This window comes from Neoroseomonas oryzicola (genome assembly GCF_012163135.1).
GTDB classification, from domain to species: domain Bacteria; phylum Pseudomonadota; class Alphaproteobacteria; order Acetobacterales; family Acetobacteraceae; genus Neoroseomonas; species Neoroseomonas oryzicola.
Window position 1 is genome coordinate 1 of the sequence record NZ_JAAVUP010000006.1, and the last position, 14,677, is coordinate 14,677.

General features: G+C 71.1%; 14 protein-coding genes. All 14 read right to left on the reverse strand.

What is annotated here, in order from left to right:
- Positions 1 to 466: aminotransferase class I/II-fold pyridoxal phosphate-dependent enzyme (locus GWK15_RS18080; protein ID WP_168042778.1), on the reverse strand; the 466-nt coding region annotated here is incomplete at its 3' end.
- Positions 463 to 1,308 carry a putative photosynthetic complex assembly protein PuhE gene (gene puhE / locus GWK15_RS18085; protein ID WP_168042779.1) on the reverse strand — a complete coding sequence of 282 codons (846 nt, stop codon included), beginning with the start codon at positions 1,306 to 1,308 and terminating at the stop codon, positions 463 to 465. The genes GWK15_RS18080 and puhE, both read right to left, overlap by 4 nt.
- Before the next feature lie 6 nt (positions 1,309 to 1,314).
- The gene (gene acsF, locus GWK15_RS18090; RefSeq protein ID WP_168042780.1) at positions 1,315 to 2,388 is read right to left on the reverse strand and encodes a magnesium-protoporphyrin IX monomethyl ester (oxidative) cyclase; all 1,074 of its coding nucleotides are present in this window, start codon (positions 2,386 to 2,388) and stop codon (positions 1,315 to 1,317) included.
- Complete coding sequence (locus GWK15_RS18095; protein ID WP_168042781.1) at positions 2,385 to 2,705, reverse strand: hypothetical protein; 321 nt, start codon at positions 2,703 to 2,705, stop codon at positions 2,385 to 2,387. Before GWK15_RS18095 ends, acsF begins: the two co-directional genes overlap by 4 nt.
- Positions 2,702 to 3,145 carry a photosynthetic complex assembly protein PuhC gene (puhC, locus tag GWK15_RS18100; RefSeq protein WP_168042782.1) on the reverse strand — a complete coding sequence of 148 codons (444 nt, stop codon included), beginning with the start codon at positions 3,143 to 3,145 and terminating at the stop codon, positions 2,702 to 2,704. Before puhC ends, GWK15_RS18095 begins: the two co-directional genes overlap by 4 nt.
- Positions 3,146 to 3,157: 12 nt before the next feature.
- Positions 3,158 to 3,808, reverse strand: coding sequence for a photosynthetic complex putative assembly protein PuhB (gene puhB, locus GWK15_RS26370; RefSeq protein WP_168042783.1), 651 nt, complete (start codon positions 3,806 to 3,808; stop codon positions 3,158 to 3,160).
- Positions 3,805 to 4,566 carry a photosynthetic reaction center subunit H gene (puhA, locus tag GWK15_RS18110; protein ID WP_168042784.1) on the reverse strand — a complete coding sequence of 254 codons (762 nt, stop codon included), beginning with the start codon at positions 4,564 to 4,566 and terminating at the stop codon, positions 3,805 to 3,807. The genes puhB and puhA overlap by 4 nt, the downstream gene beginning before the upstream one ends.
- Before the next feature lie 16 nt (positions 4,567 to 4,582).
- Positions 4,583 to 6,022, reverse strand: a complete 1,440-nt coding sequence (locus GWK15_RS18115; protein ID WP_168042785.1) for a PucC family protein — start codon at positions 6,020 to 6,022, stop codon at positions 4,583 to 4,585.
- Positions 6,019 to 6,702 (reverse strand): magnesium protoporphyrin IX methyltransferase, encoded by a 684-nt coding sequence (gene bchM, locus GWK15_RS18120; protein WP_168042786.1) that lies wholly within the window; start codon positions 6,700 to 6,702, stop codon positions 6,019 to 6,021. Before bchM ends, GWK15_RS18115 begins: the two co-directional genes overlap by 4 nt.
- On the reverse strand, positions 6,702 to 7,595 hold the full coding sequence (bchL, locus tag GWK15_RS18125; RefSeq protein ID WP_168042787.1) for a ferredoxin:protochlorophyllide reductase (ATP-dependent) iron-sulfur ATP-binding protein: 894 nt from the start codon (positions 7,593 to 7,595) through the stop codon (positions 6,702 to 6,704). The genes bchM and bchL overlap by 1 nt, the downstream gene beginning before the upstream one ends.
- Complete coding sequence (locus GWK15_RS18130) at positions 7,592 to 11,164, reverse strand: magnesium chelatase subunit H (RefSeq protein WP_168042788.1); 3,573 nt, start codon at positions 11,162 to 11,164, stop codon at positions 7,592 to 7,594. The genes bchL and GWK15_RS18130 overlap by 4 nt, the downstream gene beginning before the upstream one ends.
- A complete protein-coding gene (gene bchB, locus GWK15_RS18135) occupies positions 11,139 to 12,677 on the reverse strand; it encodes a ferredoxin:protochlorophyllide reductase (ATP-dependent) subunit B (protein WP_168042789.1) in 1,539 nt (512 codons plus the stop codon). The genes GWK15_RS18130 and bchB overlap by 26 nt, the downstream gene beginning before the upstream one ends.
- Positions 12,678 to 12,680: 3 nt before the next feature.
- Positions 12,681 to 13,970, reverse strand: coding sequence for a ferredoxin:protochlorophyllide reductase (ATP-dependent) subunit N (locus tag GWK15_RS18140; RefSeq protein WP_168042790.1), 1,290 nt, complete (start codon positions 13,968 to 13,970; stop codon positions 12,681 to 12,683).
- On the reverse strand, positions 13,967 to 14,539 hold the full coding sequence (gene bchF / locus GWK15_RS18145; protein WP_168042791.1) for a 2-vinyl bacteriochlorophyllide hydratase: 573 nt from the start codon (positions 14,537 to 14,539) through the stop codon (positions 13,967 to 13,969). The genes GWK15_RS18140 and bchF overlap by 4 nt, the downstream gene beginning before the upstream one ends.
- Between the last annotated feature and the right edge of the window lie 138 nt (positions 14,540 to 14,677).

Genomic DNA, 14,677 nt, shown 5'->3' on the forward strand with positions numbered 1-14,677 from the left:
GGCGGTCGGCGCGGGAATGGCGCATCCCCTCGATCATCGAGGCGTGGTTCATCTCGTCCGAGACGATGACGCAGCCGGGGATGCGGGAGGCGAGCGTCGACAGTGTCGCCCAGTTGGACATGTAGCCCGAGTTGAACAGCAGGGCGGATTCGGTGCCGTGCAGCGCGGCGAGGTCGCGTTCGAGCAGGACGTGCTCGTGGTTGGTGCCGGAGATGTTGCGCGTCCCGCCCGCCCCGGCGCCGTAGCGATCCAGCGCGGCATGCATCGCGGCGAGCACCTTGGGGTGCTGCCCCATGCCGAGATAGTCGTTGGAGCACCAGACGGTGACCTCGCGCGCCGCGCCGGCATCGTGGCGGATCGCGCGCGGGTACTGCCCGGCCTGGCGCTCGATGTCGGCAAAGACACGGTAGCGGCCCTCGCGGCGCAGGCCATCGAGCTGCGAACGAAAATAGGCTTCGTAGTTCATGGCCTGCTCCCGTGGGGCTTGGAGACGGCGGCACGCGGCACGACGCCGCGCGACGGCACATGGAGGTCATCCGGAAAGGCAACCGGCCGCGCCGGAAGGATTCGTCGGTAGAGCGCCTCGGGCGGCACCGGCAGCACCATGAAGGCGTGCTCCAGCACCCCGAGCGCAATGAGGCTCGCCAGCAATGTATGGCCGGTCGCGGTCACCACGTCGCTTCCCGGCGCAGCCGCGGTGGCGATCAGGCCGACGCAGGCCGCGGTGCCACCCAGAACGGAGAACGGAAAGAGCGCGTTCATCCGGCGCCGCGCGAAATAGGTCTCGAGGTAGCGGAGATGCTCCGGCAGCATGGCCTCGCCGAAGTTGCGCACCCCGAGGAAGAGGTTGAGCTTCGCGCTCAAACGCATCGCCGCCAGGGCGAGAAAGGCCACCCCGCCATAGGGGTTCGGCGCGTCCAGCGTGATCAGCGCCACGACGACGCCGACGGCGACGATCGCCAGTTCATGCCACAGGATGACCGCGATCGCCGCCCGCAGGCGCACCCAGCCGCGCGCCTCCGGCGGGCAGGCCACGCGCCGCGGCCCCGTGACGAAGCCGGTCAGGAAGGCGATCTCTATCCACCCCCAGGCCAGGATCGCCGAGACGAGGCCGAGATAGACCGCGGCCAGGCTTCTCTCCTGCGCGCTCCAGGCGAGGCCGGCGACACCCGCCGCCAGCAGCGCCGTCGCGCCAAGCATCGTCCACCGGAAGGTGGCGCGCGGCAGCCAGTCGAGGCGCAGGATCAGGCCCGTGCTCCCCCACCAGAGGGCCACCGCGAACACCACCGGCAGAAGGTGCTCGACCATCGCGCGCTACCAGGTCGGCGCCAGGCGCACATCGGCCGGCAGCGCCTTGTGCCGGCCGGGCATCACCAGGAGCTGCAGGAACTGCGCCGCGGCACGCACGCCAAGGCCCGCACGCCGCACCGCGCCGCCGATGCCCTTGGCGCTCTTGGCCTCGAGCATCAGGTCGCTCGTCCGGCGCAGGCGCTCCATGCGCTTCAGGAAGGCCGGGTTGTCGACGTCGAGCGTGATGGGGAAGACCTGCTCGCAGATCTTCGCGGTTGTGCGGAAGACCCGCATGTCGTAGTCGGTCGGATCCATCCCCAGCGCCTCGTGGAAGGCCGGGCGCTGGTGGTCGCGCACGAACATCGTCGCGAAGACCGCGAGCTGGAAGAACTTGGCCCAGTACTTGTTCACGCCCTTCAGCAAGGAGGGGTTCGCGTGCATCAGCAGCGCGAAGGCCTCGCCGTGGCGGAACTCGTCGTTGCACCACTTCTCGAACCAATTGAAGATCGGGTGGAAGCGGCGTTCCGGATGGCGCTCGAACTGCCGGAAGATCGTGATGTAGCGCGCGTAGCCGATCTTCTCGGACAGGTAAGTCGCGTAGAAGATGAACTTCGGCCGGAAGTAGTGGTACTTCTTCGCCTTCGTCAGGAAGCCGAGATCCACGCCGATCCCGATATCCTTCAGGCTGTCGTTGATGAAGCCTGCATGGCGCGCCTCGTCGCGGCTCATGTAGCCGAACAGGTCCTTCATGTCCTGGTTCGTCACGCGCTTGCGGATCTCGGCATAAAGCACGCAGCCGGAGAATTCCGCGGTCACCGAGCTCACCAGGAACTCCAGCAACTCCTTCTGCAGCGGCTCGGGCAGCGCCTTCAGGTCGAAGTCGTCGAAGGCCTCGGTGCGGACGAAATGGCCCTTGTTCGGGTCGGAGCGGAACTCCTCCATCAGCGCGTCCCACTGGGCGCGCACCGGGCCGACGTCGATCGCGTCCATCGCCTTGAAGTCGGTGGTGTAGAAGCGCGGGGACAGGACCGTCTCGGTCAGCGCGTGCTGCGTCGCGGCGTTGACCGGGGCGCGGGGCGTGGGGGACACGGCGTTCATGTGGCCTCCTTGGGCTCGAAGCCGCAGTGATAGAGTTCGGTGAGTTCGAACAGCGCCTGGACCTCGGTCCACAGGCGCTCCAGTCCGTTCGCGCGGATCACGGTCGCGCGGCAGGTCAGGTGGCGTGTCTCGCCGAAGCCCACCTCGGTCGGGGCGCCGTGGACGATGACGCGATCGCCGGGGCGCAGGTCGATGCCCTCGGGGATGGCGTGGGCGTGCAGGCTGTCGAAGCTCTGCTCGATGTCCACGCTGCAGGTGATCTCGATCCGCCGGCGGCCGCCGAGGCCAAGCCGGGACAGGAGGCCCTCGCTGCTCATGGCTGGTTTCCTTCGCGGGTGAGGAGACGGGCAAAGGCCTCGGTCTGGCTCGGACCGAAGGCCTTGATGTCGATGCGCCGGCCGGTGGCCGGGTCATCCAGCGTCATCCGGCCATCCTGCCAGGTGACCAGGCGGAACGGCACTTCCGGCCCCTGCGCCTCGCGCATCCGTTCACGTGCCAGGCCACGCAGCGCGGCCCGCATGAAGCCGTTGGTGCCAGGCTCGAGCACGGCGAAGGGCGCGGTCGCCTGCGCATCGCGCACCGTCACCGCGCCGTCGGCGCGATCCTCGAAGACCAGGTCACGCTGCTGCACTGCCACGCCACGTTCGGGCGCCGGCGACGCGCCGATGAAGGCGACGCCGACGGTGACGCCCAGCAGGCCCGCCACGCCCAGCAGCGGGAGCCTCGGGAAGGTTCGGTCCGTGGCGTGGTGGGTCATGCTCGCTTCCTCCTAGGCTGCCGCGGCCGCTTCGGGCGCGGCCGCGCCGCCGGGGCTGTCGCTTGCGGCATGCAGCGCACGGGCCGGCATCGCGGCGGAAGCCGAGAGCGCCCGCGACAGGGCCTGCGCCGCGGCCTCGGCATCCGGCAGCGCGCGCAGGACGGGTGCGGGCTGACCGATCCGCCACATGCGCACATGCGGCCAGAGAGCGACGTAGGAGACACGGTGGCCCGGCAGCAGGCGCAGCAGGATGTCCCCGCTCCGGTCGCCCGCCAGGCGCAGGTCGGCGCTGCGGATCGCGGCGAAGGGGATGTTCACCGTCATCGGCAGCGCGACGCCGACGCGCATCACGATGCGGCGGTTGGTGATGGTGTAGAGCGTCGTGCGGCAGATGAAGCGCGACAGGACCGCGAGCACGACGAGCGCCACCATCCCGAAGGCCAGGATCCGCGCCGCGCCGAAGATGGCGAGGGTGGTGTCGACGCCCCATCCTTCCGCCAGGTGCCAGGCCGCGAGCAGGCCGAAGTAGAGCGCGAGCCACGGCAGGCGGAACCCGTGCAGGACGAAGCCGCGCCAAGCCGGTGCGCCCTGCCAGAGGATCGTCTCCCCCTCCGGCAGGAGCTCCGGCAGGCCGGGCACCGGCTCGTTGTCGTGCTCCCTCACAGCACCGGCCCCAGCCGCAGCGGCGTGGCGTAGAGATGGCCGGAGGCGAAGTAGGCCGAGATCCGGTCCTCCTCGCGCAGCGTGATCTGCTCGGGCTCGCGCGTCGTCGGCGCGGCGGCGAGCTGCCCGGCGGTCACCGAGGCGAGGTTCACGCGACCGCGGCGATGGTCGATGCGCGCAAGCGTCATGGGCACCAGGACACGGCGGCCGCCCTCCACCTCGACCTCGAGGTAGCGCAGCAGCATGTCCGACCGGTCGATCCAGGCATCGACGACCTTGCCGCCCGACGTGCGGTCGATGCCATAGACCGGCATGCCGCGCGGATCGGGATCCTCCGGCTCGAGCGAATAGGCCGGGGCGACGCGCAGCGGCACGATCTTCGGCACCGGGTCGTCGAACATCAGGTCCGGATGGTCGTCACGCATCGCATAGGCCGCGGGACCGACGCCGTCCTGCATCGGATCGCCGGTCGGCTCGAGCGGCGCGCCCGGGAAGCCCGCGACGGGCCGCGCGGCCGGCGGCGGCTCGGTCTCCGCGCGCGGCACCTGGATGCTGTGGCCGTTCGCCAGCTTGAATGTCTTGGGCGACGGCACGGCAGGGAAGCCCTGCACGGTCACGCGCTCGCCGCGGTCGGACTGCAGCGGGTAGCCTTCCCGCTTGTCCTCCCGGCGCAGGTAGAAGATCAGCCCGGCAAAGAAGATCCAGAACGCGTAGAGCGTGATCTGGGCCAGGTCGATGGAGCCGACGACGTTCCGCATGGCGTCCTCCTCGGTGTCACGTCACCGTCGGCGACTCGGCGAGGCCGAGCCGCGACGGATGTCCCGACCGGTTCTCTCGTGCCCAGCGCACGAGCGGACCGACCGCGATCAGGGTTGCAAACAGAAGCACGATCTCGATCAGGTAGACGGCGCCGTAGCCCGTGGCCGGGGAGGCGAGCGCCTCCCCCAGCGTCCCGTTGCGCGCCATGGCGCCGATGCCGTCGCGCAGCAGGCCGCCGAATGCGACGGCCGCGCCCGCGGTGGTCGCCTGCACGGCGCCCCAGGCGCCGAGGGCAAGGCCGACCTGCCCCTGCGGCGCCGCTTCCATGCAGGCCGTCAGCGTCGCATGGGCGAACAGCCCTGCGCCCATGCCGATGCCGAGCGTCGCCGCGCCGAAGACCGGCGCGCTGTCGAGCGGCGCGGCGAAGATCACCAGCGCGAAGGCCACCGCGCCGAGCAGCGCACCGCTGCCCGCGACGCGATAGGCATCCGCCCCCTGCCCGAGCACGCGCGCGCCCCACAGGAACCCCACCACGCCGCCGAAGGCGAGCAGCGCCGTCAGCACCGTGGTGGCCGCGACGCCCAGGCCGAGCACCTCTCCGCCATAGGGTTCGAGCAGCACGTCCTGCATCGCGAAGCCCGCCGTGCCGAAGGCGACGGCAACCAGGCGGCGCACCCACGGGCCATTGCCACGCAGATGCCGCCAGCTCTCGCGGAAGCCCGGCGCATCACCCCGGCCGCGCGTGCGCGACGGATCCCGCGCTTCCTGCTTCCACAGGGCGACGATGTTCAGCACCATGGAGGCGACCGCGGCCCCCTGGATCACCTGGATCAGCCGCAGCTGGCTGAACTGCGCGAGCAGCGCCCCGAAGACGAGGCCAGCGGCCAGCATCCCGACCAGCAGCATCACCGACAGCAGCGCCACGACGCGCGGCAGGCTGCGCGGCGGGGCGAGGTCCGCGGCCAGCGCCAGGCCGACCGTCTGCACCACATGCATCCCGACGCCCACCAGCAGGAAGGCCAGCGCCGCCGCGACATGCCCCGCCCAGACCGGCCCGTTGCTGTCGCCCGAGAGGATGATCAGCGCGAAGGGCATGATGGCGAGCCCGCCGAACTGCAGCAGCGCCCCGAACCACAGATACGGCACCCGCCGCCAGCCCAGCACCGAGCGATGGTTGTCCGAGCGGAAGCCGATCAGGGCGCGGAAGGGCGCAAACAGCAGCGGCAGCGCCACCATCGCCGCGACCAGCCCGGCGGGGACGTGCAGTTCCACGATCATCACGCGGTTCAGCGTGCCGATCAGCAGCGCCGCCGCGATCCCGACCGAGACCTGGAACAGCGACAGCCGCAGCAACCGGCCGGCCGGAAGCTCCGGCGTCACCGCATCGGCGAAGGGCAGGAACCGCGGGCCGAGCCGCGTCCAGGCCTGCGCGATGGCGATGCGCCGTCCGCTCATGCCGCCCGCACCTCCAGCCCCTGGGAGATGTAGAAGCCGCGCGCCACGCGGTGGCTGCGCCCAAGGCGATGCTTCGTCAGCAGGCCGGACAACCGCGCGTGGGAGACGGGCTCGATCGCGGGGGCACGGTTGCCGCGCGGGAACAACCGTCCGGCGGCGTGCATCGCGCTCAGCAGCGGCGTGCGCGGGGCGAATGTGAAGACCACCGATCCGTCGGCGCGGGCAGCGAGCTGCGCCACCGCCTCGGCCATGTCCTCGGCGCGGTAGTGGATCAGGCTGTCCATCGCGACCACGTGGTCGAAGCGGCCGAGCGCAGGATCGAGCATGTCGCCCACCAGGAAGCGCACGCTGCCCGCGCCATGCCGGCCGGCCGAACGTTCCTCGGCCAGCGCGACCAGCGTGGGCGAGATGTCCACCGCGACAACCGAAGCCCCGCGACGCGCAGCCTCCACCGCCAGCGCCCCGGTGCCGCAGCCGGCATCGAGCAGCCGCGCCCCGCGCAGGTCCTGCGGCAGCCACGACAGCAGCGTGTCGCGCATCTCCGTCCGGCCGGCACGCACCGTGGCGCGGATGCCATTGAGCGGTGCGTCGGAGGTCAGCCGCTTCCAGGCCTCGGCCGCGGTGCGGTCGAAATAGGTCTCGAGCTCGCCGCGGCGGGCGGTGTAGCTGGACGAGCGCATCAGTCGAACCCCAGCAGGTCGAAGATCTCGCGATCCTTGAGGGAGGTCGCCTCGATCGTCTCGGTACCCTCCCACAGGGAGGTCGCGAGGCGGATGTACTCCGCCTGGGCGGCCAGCACCTCGGGCGTCTCCTCCATCTCGAACAGCGTCGCCTTCTTCAGCCGCGAGCGGCGGATGGCGTCGAGGTCGGGGAAATGCGCCAGCGTCTTCATGCCGGTGGCGCGGTTGAAGCGCTCCACCTGGTCGGTGCCGGCGCTGCGGTTGACGATCACGCCGCCGAGCCGCACCGGGTAGTTCTTCTCCTTCGTCTTGATCGCCGCGACGATGCGGTTCATCGCGAAGATCGAATCGAAGTCGTTGGCCGCAACGACCAGCCCGCGATCGGCGTGCAGCAGCGGGGAAGCGAAGCCCCCGCACACCACGTCGCCCAGCACGTCGAAGATGACGATGTCGGTCTCGTCGAGGAGGTGATGCTCCTTCAGCAGCTTCACCGTCTGCCCGACGACATAGCCGCCGCAGCCCGTCCCCGCCGGCGGCCCGCCGGCCTCGACGCAGAGCACGCCGCCATAGCCCTCGAAGACGAAGTCCTCGCGGCGCAGCTCGTCCGAATGGAAGTCCACCGCCTCGAGCGCGTCGATCACCGTCGGCGCCAGGCGCTTGGTCAGCGTGAAGGTGGAATCGTGCTTGGGGTCGCAGCCGATCTGCAGCACGCGCTTGCCGATGCGGCTGAAGGCGACCGACAGGTTGGACGACGTCGTGCTCTTGCCGATCCCGCCCTTGCCGTAGATCGCGAAGACCCGCGCGCCGTCGATGCGCGAGGCAGGATCGAGATGGACCTGCAGGCTGCCCTCGCCATCGCCCATGCCGGGACGGGGCCGCATGACGACGCTCATGTGGCGGCTCCTTCGGCAATGCCTTCGAGGCGGTCCTCGATCTCGTCGCAGGCGCGGCGCAACGCCTCCATCATGGAGGCGTCGGGCTGCCAGTAGCGGCGCTCATGTGCCTCGATCAGGCGGTTGGCGATGCGCGCGGAGGCGGTCGGGTTCAGCGCGGCGAGGCGGCGGCGCATCTCCTCGTCGCACATGTAGGTCTGCGCCAGGTGCTGGTAGACCCAGGGTGCCACCGCGCCGGTCGTGGCCGACCAGCCCATGGTGTTGGTCACCTGCGCCTCGATGTGGCGCACGCCCTCATGGCCGTGGGCGAGCAGCGCCTCGAACCACTTGGGATTGAGCGCGCGGGTGCGGGTCTCGAGCGCGACCTGCTCGGCGACGGTGCGCACCTTGCCCTCGCCGCGGGTCTGGTCGCCGACGTAGGCGCTGGCCGCCTGGCCGCGAACCGACTGCACCGCGCGGCTGATGCCGCCCAGCGTGTCGAAGTAGTGATCGATGGTGGTGATGCCGAGCTCCACGGAATCGAGGTTCTGGTAGGTCGCTTCCACGGTGCCGAGCATGTGCGTCAGCACCGCGTCATGGCGCGCGGGGCGGCCGTTGAGGCCATAGGCGAAGCCCTTGCGCCGTCGCCAGGCCTCGCCGAGTTCGGCTTCGTCGGACCACGATCCGTTCTCGAGGATCATGTTGACGTTGGCGCCATAGGCGCCCTCGGCATTGCCGAAGACGCGCAGGCTCGCTTCCTCGATTGTGCCGCCATGCTGGGCCTGGAAGGCGAGCGCGTGCTTGCGCACGAAGTTCATCGCGGCAGGCTCGTCGGCCGAAGCGGCAAGGAAGGCGGCCTCCGCCAGCAGCTTGGTCTGCAGCGGCAGCAGGTCGCGGAAGATGCCCGACAGCGTGACCATCACGTCGATGCGCGGCCGCCCCAGCCGTTCCAGCGGCACCAGCCGCGCGCCGGAGAGGCGCCCGTAGCTGTCATGCCGCGGCTCGGCGCCCATCAGCCACAGCACCTGGGCGATCGGCCCGCCCTCGGTCTTGAGATTGTCGGTGCCCCAGAGCACGACGGCGATCGTCTCGGGCAGCGCGCCCCCGTCCTCGCGATGGCGGGCCAGCAGGCGCTCGGCCTGGCGGGCGCCGTCCTCGACCGCGAAGGCGGAGGGGATGCGGAAGGGATCGAAGCCGTGCAGGTTGCGCCCGGTCGGCAGCACGTCGGTGTTGCGCAGCAGGTCGCCGCCCGGTGCCGGACGGACATAGCCGCCGTCGAGCGCATGCAGCAGGCCCGGGATCTCATGGTCCTCGGCCATCAGCCGGTCGAGCGCCGCGCGCCGCTGTGGGTCGGTGACGCCGGCCGCGTCCAGCGTCTCGGCCCGCTGCGCCGCATCCGGCGGCGCGCCGACGACATGCAGCCCGTGCGGGATCAGCGTGTATTCCAGTTCCAGCAGCGTGTCGCCGAGACGCTCGATGGCGGCCTCTGCCTCCTCGCCCCAGGGCGGTTCCGCCGTGGCGAGGTCCACCGCCGCCGCCTGGGCCTGGATGAGGCCGGCCAGCGCCACGCGGGCCATCGGATCGGCACCGGGATCCATCGCACGCCACCGGTCGCGCGACGCCTTGAGTTCCATCAGCCCGCGATACAGCCCCGCCTGCGCCACCGGCGGCGTCAGGTAGCTGACCAGCGTCGCCCCGGCGCGCCGCTTCGCGAGCGAGCCCTCGGACGGGTTGTTCGACGCATAGAGATAGATGTTCGGCAGGTCGCCGATCAGCCGGTCGGGCCAGCAGGCGCCCGACAGCCCCGCCTGCTTGCCCGGCATGAATTCCAGCGCGCCATGCGTGCCGAAATGGAGCACCGCATGGGCGCCGAAATCCTCGCGGATCCAGCGGTAGAAGTTGGAGAAGGCGTGCGTCGGGGCAAAGCCGTGCTCGAAGAGCAGGCGCATCGGGTCGCCTTCCCAGCCGAAGGCCGGCTGGATGCCGACGAAAACGTTGCCGAAGCGCGCGCCGAGCACCATCAGCCCGCCGCCGTCGCTGTCATGCCGTCCCGGGGCCGGGCCCCATTGGCGCTCGATCTCGGCGAGGTGCGGCTCGCGGCGCACGATGTCATCGGCCGGGATGCGCGCGGCGACATTCGCGGCCGTGCCATGGCGGGCGGCGTTGCCTTCAAGGACGGCGGCGCGCAGCGCGTCCACGCTGTCGGGCACATCCACGGCATATCCGGCCTCGGCCATGCCGCGCAGCGTCCGGTGCAGGGATTCGAACACCGACAGATAGGCCGCCGTTCCCGTCGCCCCGGCATTGGGCGGGAAGTTGAACAGCACGATGGCGACGCGACGTTCAGCCCGCCGCGACCGCCGCAGCGCCACCAGGCGAGCCACGCGGCCCGCGAGGCGCGCGACGCGTTCCCCATGCGCCGCCATCTGCCCGTCCGCGCCCCGGCCCCCGAAGGTGAGCGGCGAGGTCGCGCCGTCGAGTTCCGGGATCGCGACCATCATCGTGGCCTCGACCGGCGTCAGGCCGCGCGTGTCGGAATCCCATTGCTGCAGCGTCTGGAATTCCAGCGCATGCGCGGCGATGTAGGGCACGTCGAGCCTCGCCAGCAGCTCCTCCGCCGCCCGCGCGTCGTTATAGGCCGGGCCGCCGACCAGCGAGAACCCGGTCAGCGACACCACGGCGTCGACGCTGGGCCGGCCATCTCGCAAGAAGAAGCGTTCCACCGCGGGGCGGGCGTCGAGGCCGCTCGCGAAGGCCGGCACGACGCGCAGGCCCTTGGCCTCGAGTGCGGCGATCACCCCGTCGTAATGCGCGACGTTCTCGGCGAGCACGTAGGAACGCATGACCAGCAGCCCGACGGTGCCCGTCGCCCCGGCCGCGGGCAGCGCCTCGATGCGCTCGGCGATGCGGCCCTTCGCGCGCGGGTGATAGAGCCCGACATCCGGATACTGCACCGGCGCCGCCACCTTCAGCCGGCCGGCGGTCTCGGCCACGTATCGGTTAGCCAGCATCCGGACCAGGTTCGCGATGTTGTCCGCGGTCCCGGCCAGCCAGTACTGCAGCGCCAGGAAGTACGCGCGCACATCCTGCGCCGTGCCGGGGATGAAGCGCAGCAGGCGCGGGATCTCCCGCAGCATCCGCATCTGGTCGCGGCCGGAGGAATGCGCGCCCTCCTTCCGCTTGCCGCGCAGCCGCTTCAGCAGCCCGGCGATGCCGCGCGCCTCGGCCGACATGTCGAAGCGGCCGAGCCGCGTCAGCCGCATCACCTCCCCGGCCGAGAGGCAGCACAGCATGGCCGCGCAGCCGTCCCGCCGCGCGGTCAGCGCCGGCAGCACTGCCCGGATGTGGTCCTCGAGGAACATCATCGTCGCGATGACCAGGTCCGCGCGGCCGATATCGGCGATGCAGGCCTCGAGCGCCGCCTCGTCCGACGCCCAGCGGTCGGCCGCGTGCATCGCCAGCGTCAGCCCCGGCATGTCCCGCCGTAGCGCCGCCTCCGCGTCCTGCACAACGCGCGCAAGGTGGCTGTCCATCGTCACCAGGACGACGCGCAGCGGGCGAGGCTCAGCGAGCGAAATGCGCTTTGGCATCGTAGAGCGTCTCGATGGTGATGGTCGCGAGGCCGCGTTCCGCGGCGAAGGCCTCCGTGTTGCGCCGCGCCTTGCCGCGGACGAAGAAGGGGATCTTGCGGAGTTCGCTCTCCGCGTCCTGCGCCCAGCGCACCACTTCGACGGCGGCCGGCACAGGCACCGGTGCGGCTACCGGCACGGGCGCCGGCGCGGCGGCCGCGCCGAGATGCGAGGCGCCGGCGTCGTCATGGAACTCGAAATCGTCGCGGAACATCCGCAGCAGGTGTTCCTCGAGGCCCATCATCAGCGGATGGACCCAGGTGTCGAACAGGACGTTCGCGCCCTCGAAGCCCATCTGCGGGGAATGGCGCGCCGGGAAGTCCTGCACATGCACTGGCGCCGAGATGACAGCACAGGGAATGCCGAGCTTCTTCGCGATGTGGCGTTCCATCTGCGTGCCGAGCACGAGCTCGGGCTGCGCCGCGGCGATCGCAGCTTCCACCGCCAGGTAGTCGTCGCTGATCAGCGCCTCGAGCCCGTACTCCCGCGCCGCCGCGCGCACGTAGCGCGCCTGTTCGCGGGAATAGGTGCCGAGGCCGACCACCTCGAAGGCGAGTTCCTTCGCCGCCACCCGCGCCGCGGCGATGGCATGCGTCGCATCGCCGAAGACGAAGACCCGCTTGCCCGTCAGGTAGTTCGAATCGACCGAGCGCGAATACCAGGGCAGCCGCGACGATTCGGCCGCGAGGATCGGCCCCGCGTCGACGCCGGCGAGGCCCGCCACCTCCGCGATGAAGTCCCGCGTGGCGCCGACGCCGATCGGCACCACCGTCGTCGCCTTCTGGCCGAAGGTGCGCGCCAGCCATTCCGCGGCGACGCCGGCGGTCTCGGGATAGAGCACGACGTTGAAGTCGGCCTCACCGAGCCGCGTGAGATCGGCCGGCGTCGCGCCCAGCGGCGCCACCACATTCACATCCACGCCGAGCCGCGCGAGCAGCCCGCGGATCTCGACCAGGTCGTCGCGATGGCGGAAGCCGAGCGCCGTCGGCCCGAGGATGTTGCAGGTCGGGCGATCGCCGCGCGGCGTGCTGCGCGGCTGCGCGAAGGCGCGGACCAGGCGGTACAGCGTCTCCGCCGCGCCCCAGTTCTCCTTGCGCTGGTAGGACGGCAGCTCGATCGGCACCACCGGCACCGGCAGGCCGAGCGTGCGGGCGAGGCCGCCGGGATCGTCCTGGATCAGCTCCGCCGTGCAAGAGGCCCCGACCAGCAGGGCCTGCGGCTGGAAGCGCGCGACCGCGTCGAGTGCCGCCGCCTTCAGCAGTTCCGCCGTGTCCCCGCCCAGGTCACGCGCCTGGAAGGTGGTGTAGGTGACGGGCGGGCGCCGGTCCCGCCGCTCGATCATGGTGAAGAGCAGATCCGCGTAGGTGTCGCCCTGCGGTGCGTGCAGGACGTAGTGCAGCCCCTCCATTGCGGTGGCGACGCGCATCGCCCCCACATGCGGCGGCCCCTCATACGTCCAGACCGCGAGCTGCATCGCCTAGACCTCCAGCCGCGCGCGGCGCGCGAGGGGGCGGACGAACAGCTCGGCCAGGTCGCCGGCCTGCTCGTAGCCCTGGATGGGGGAGAAGACGAGCTCGATCGACCACTTGGTCGCGAGCCCCTCGGCCTCCAGCGGATTGGCCAGGCCCAGGCCGCAGACCGTCAGGTCCGGCCGCTCGGCGCGGAAGCGGTCGAGCTGGTTCTCCACATGCTGCCCCTCGACGATGCGCGTGCCCGTCGGCAGCAGCGCGATCTCCGGCGCCATGTGGTCCCGATGGAGGTAGGGCGTGCCGATCTCGGTCGGCACCATGCCGAGCTCTCGCGCAAGAAAACGCGCGAGCGGCACCTCGAGCTGCGAGTCGGGGAAGAACCCCACTCGCAGCCCGTGGAGCCGCTCGCGCCGGGCAGACAGCGCGCGCTTGGCGCGTTGCTCCCCGAAGGCAGTGGCCTCGTGGAAGGCGCGGGGAGTTACGCCCCAGTCATCGGCCGCTGCGCGGAGCCAAAGCGTCGTCCCCTCGGCGCCGAGGGGGAAAGGTGCAGGGATGAGCCGGGCGCCGCGCTCCTCGAGCGCGCGGGCCGTCCCGGCGAGGAAGGGCTGGGCCATCAGGAAGCGCGTCCCGGGCCCGACCGCCGGCAGTTCCGTCGACAGGCGCGGCGGCAGGAAGCCGACCGGCCCGATGCCCATGGCGGCGAACAGGCGGCGGAACTGGTCCTCCACCACCTCGGCCAGCGCACCGACCACCATCAGGGCGGGCGCATCGTCCCGCGCGGCCGGCAGCTCCGGCACCAGCGCGGCGAGGCAGGCGTCCTCGCCCTCGGTGAAGGTCGTCTCGATGCCGCTGCCGGAATAGTGCAGCACGCGCACCTGCGGCAGGTGCCGCCGCGTCAGCCGACGTGCCGCCTCGGCGAGGTCGAGCTTGATGACCTCGGACGGGCAGGATCCCACCAGGAACAGCATCCGGATGTCGGGCCGGCGCGCGAGCAGCGTCCCGACGATCTGCTCGAGCGCCTCATTCGCGTCGGCGAGGCCGGCCAGGTCGCGTTCCTCGATGATGGCGGTGGCGAAGCGCGGCTCGGCGAAGATCATCACGCCGGCGGCCGACTGCAGGAGGTGCGCGCAGGTGCGGCTGCCGACGACGAGGAAGAAGGCGTCCTGGATCTTGCGATGCAGCCAGACGATGCCGGTCAGGCCGCAGAACACCTCGCGCTGGCCCCGCTCCCGCACCACGGCGGGCTCGCCGCAGCCCGCGGCGCCTGGCGACGCGGGCGATGCGGCGGCAACCGTCATGTCGCGCTGCCGAAGGATGCGGCGCTGGAGGGCGCCTCGCGCCGCGCCGCGCGCATCTTCAACAGGAACTGCGCCGCGTTGATCGCGTAGGCCGCATAGGCGGCGAGCGCGAGCAGCATCTGGCCATGCGCGCCGCCGATGCCGCCCAGCACCGCGCCGAGATAGGCGGTGTGCAGCGCGATCACCAGCATGCTGAACATGTCTTCCCAGTAGAAGGCGCGGGCGAAGAGGTAGCGGCCGAAGACCTCCTTCTCCCAGATCGCGCCGGTCACCATGATCGCGTAGAGCGCGAAGGTCTTGACGCAGACCGACACGGTGGCGGCGACGAAGCCCTCCCCGGTCGACAGGAAGCGCAGCACCAGCCCGAGGCTCACGAGGAACACCGCGAACTGGGCGATCGCCAGCACGCCCTGCACCCGCGTCCAGGGCGAGAGGTCCCGTCGCCGCCGCTGTTCGGGCGTGTAGACGGGCTGCCGGTCCCGATGGCGGGCGTAGCGACCGCTGCTGCAGGCCCAGGGGCTGCAGTCCAGGGCGTTGATGATCGGGTCAAGGAAACGAGTTGTAAGCATTGCTTGACAATGCTCCGTCAAAGGCGTCCGCTCGGACCGAAACGACCGGACGGCTCATTGGAGCGTCCGGCACGGGGGAAGAGATGCTCCGGGAGCTTCAAGTCTCCGCTGCGGCTCATTCCGCCCCTCCCCACGCTA

Bases quoted from the DNA above. Each gene is read 5' to 3' on its own strand.
- GWK15_RS18140 (WP_168042790.1), bottom strand. From the start codon at position 13,970: ATGACGGTTGCCGCCGCATCGCCCGCGTCGCCAGGCGCCGCGGGCTGC.
- GWK15_RS18115 (WP_168042785.1), bottom strand. From the start codon at position 6,022: ATGAGCGGACGGCGCATCGCCATCGCGCAGGCCTGGACGCGGCTCGGC.
- puhA (WP_168042784.1), bottom strand. From the start codon at position 4,566: ATGCGGAACGTCGTCGGCTCCATCGACCTGGCCCAGATCACGCTCTAC.
- GWK15_RS18130 (WP_168042788.1), bottom strand. From the start codon at position 11,164: ATGCCAAAGCGCATTTCGCTCGCTGAGCCTCGCCCGCTGCGCGTCGTC.
- GWK15_RS18095 (WP_168042781.1), bottom strand. From the start codon at position 2,705: ATGAGCAGCGAGGGCCTCCTGTCCCGGCTTGGCCTCGGCGGCCGCCGG.
- puhC (WP_168042782.1), bottom strand. From the start codon at position 3,145: ATGACCCACCACGCCACGGACCGAACCTTCCCGAGGCTCCCGCTGCTG.
- bchM (WP_168042786.1), bottom strand. From the start codon at position 6,702: ATGCGCTCGTCCAGCTACACCGCCCGCCGCGGCGAGCTCGAGACCTAT.
- bchL (WP_168042787.1), bottom strand. From the start codon at position 7,595: ATGAGCGTCGTCATGCGGCCCCGTCCCGGCATGGGCGATGGCGAGGGC.
- bchB (WP_168042789.1), bottom strand. From the start codon at position 12,677: ATGCAGCTCGCGGTCTGGACGTATGAGGGGCCGCCGCATGTGGGGGCG.
- acsF (WP_168042780.1), bottom strand. From the start codon at position 2,388: ATGAACGCCGTGTCCCCCACGCCCCGCGCCCCGGTCAACGCCGCGACG.
- bchF (WP_168042791.1), bottom strand. From the start codon at position 14,539: ATGCTTACAACTCGTTTCCTTGACCCGATCATCAACGCCCTGGACTGC.
- puhE (WP_168042779.1), bottom strand. From the start codon at position 1,308: ATGGTCGAGCACCTTCTGCCGGTGGTGTTCGCGGTGGCCCTCTGGTGG.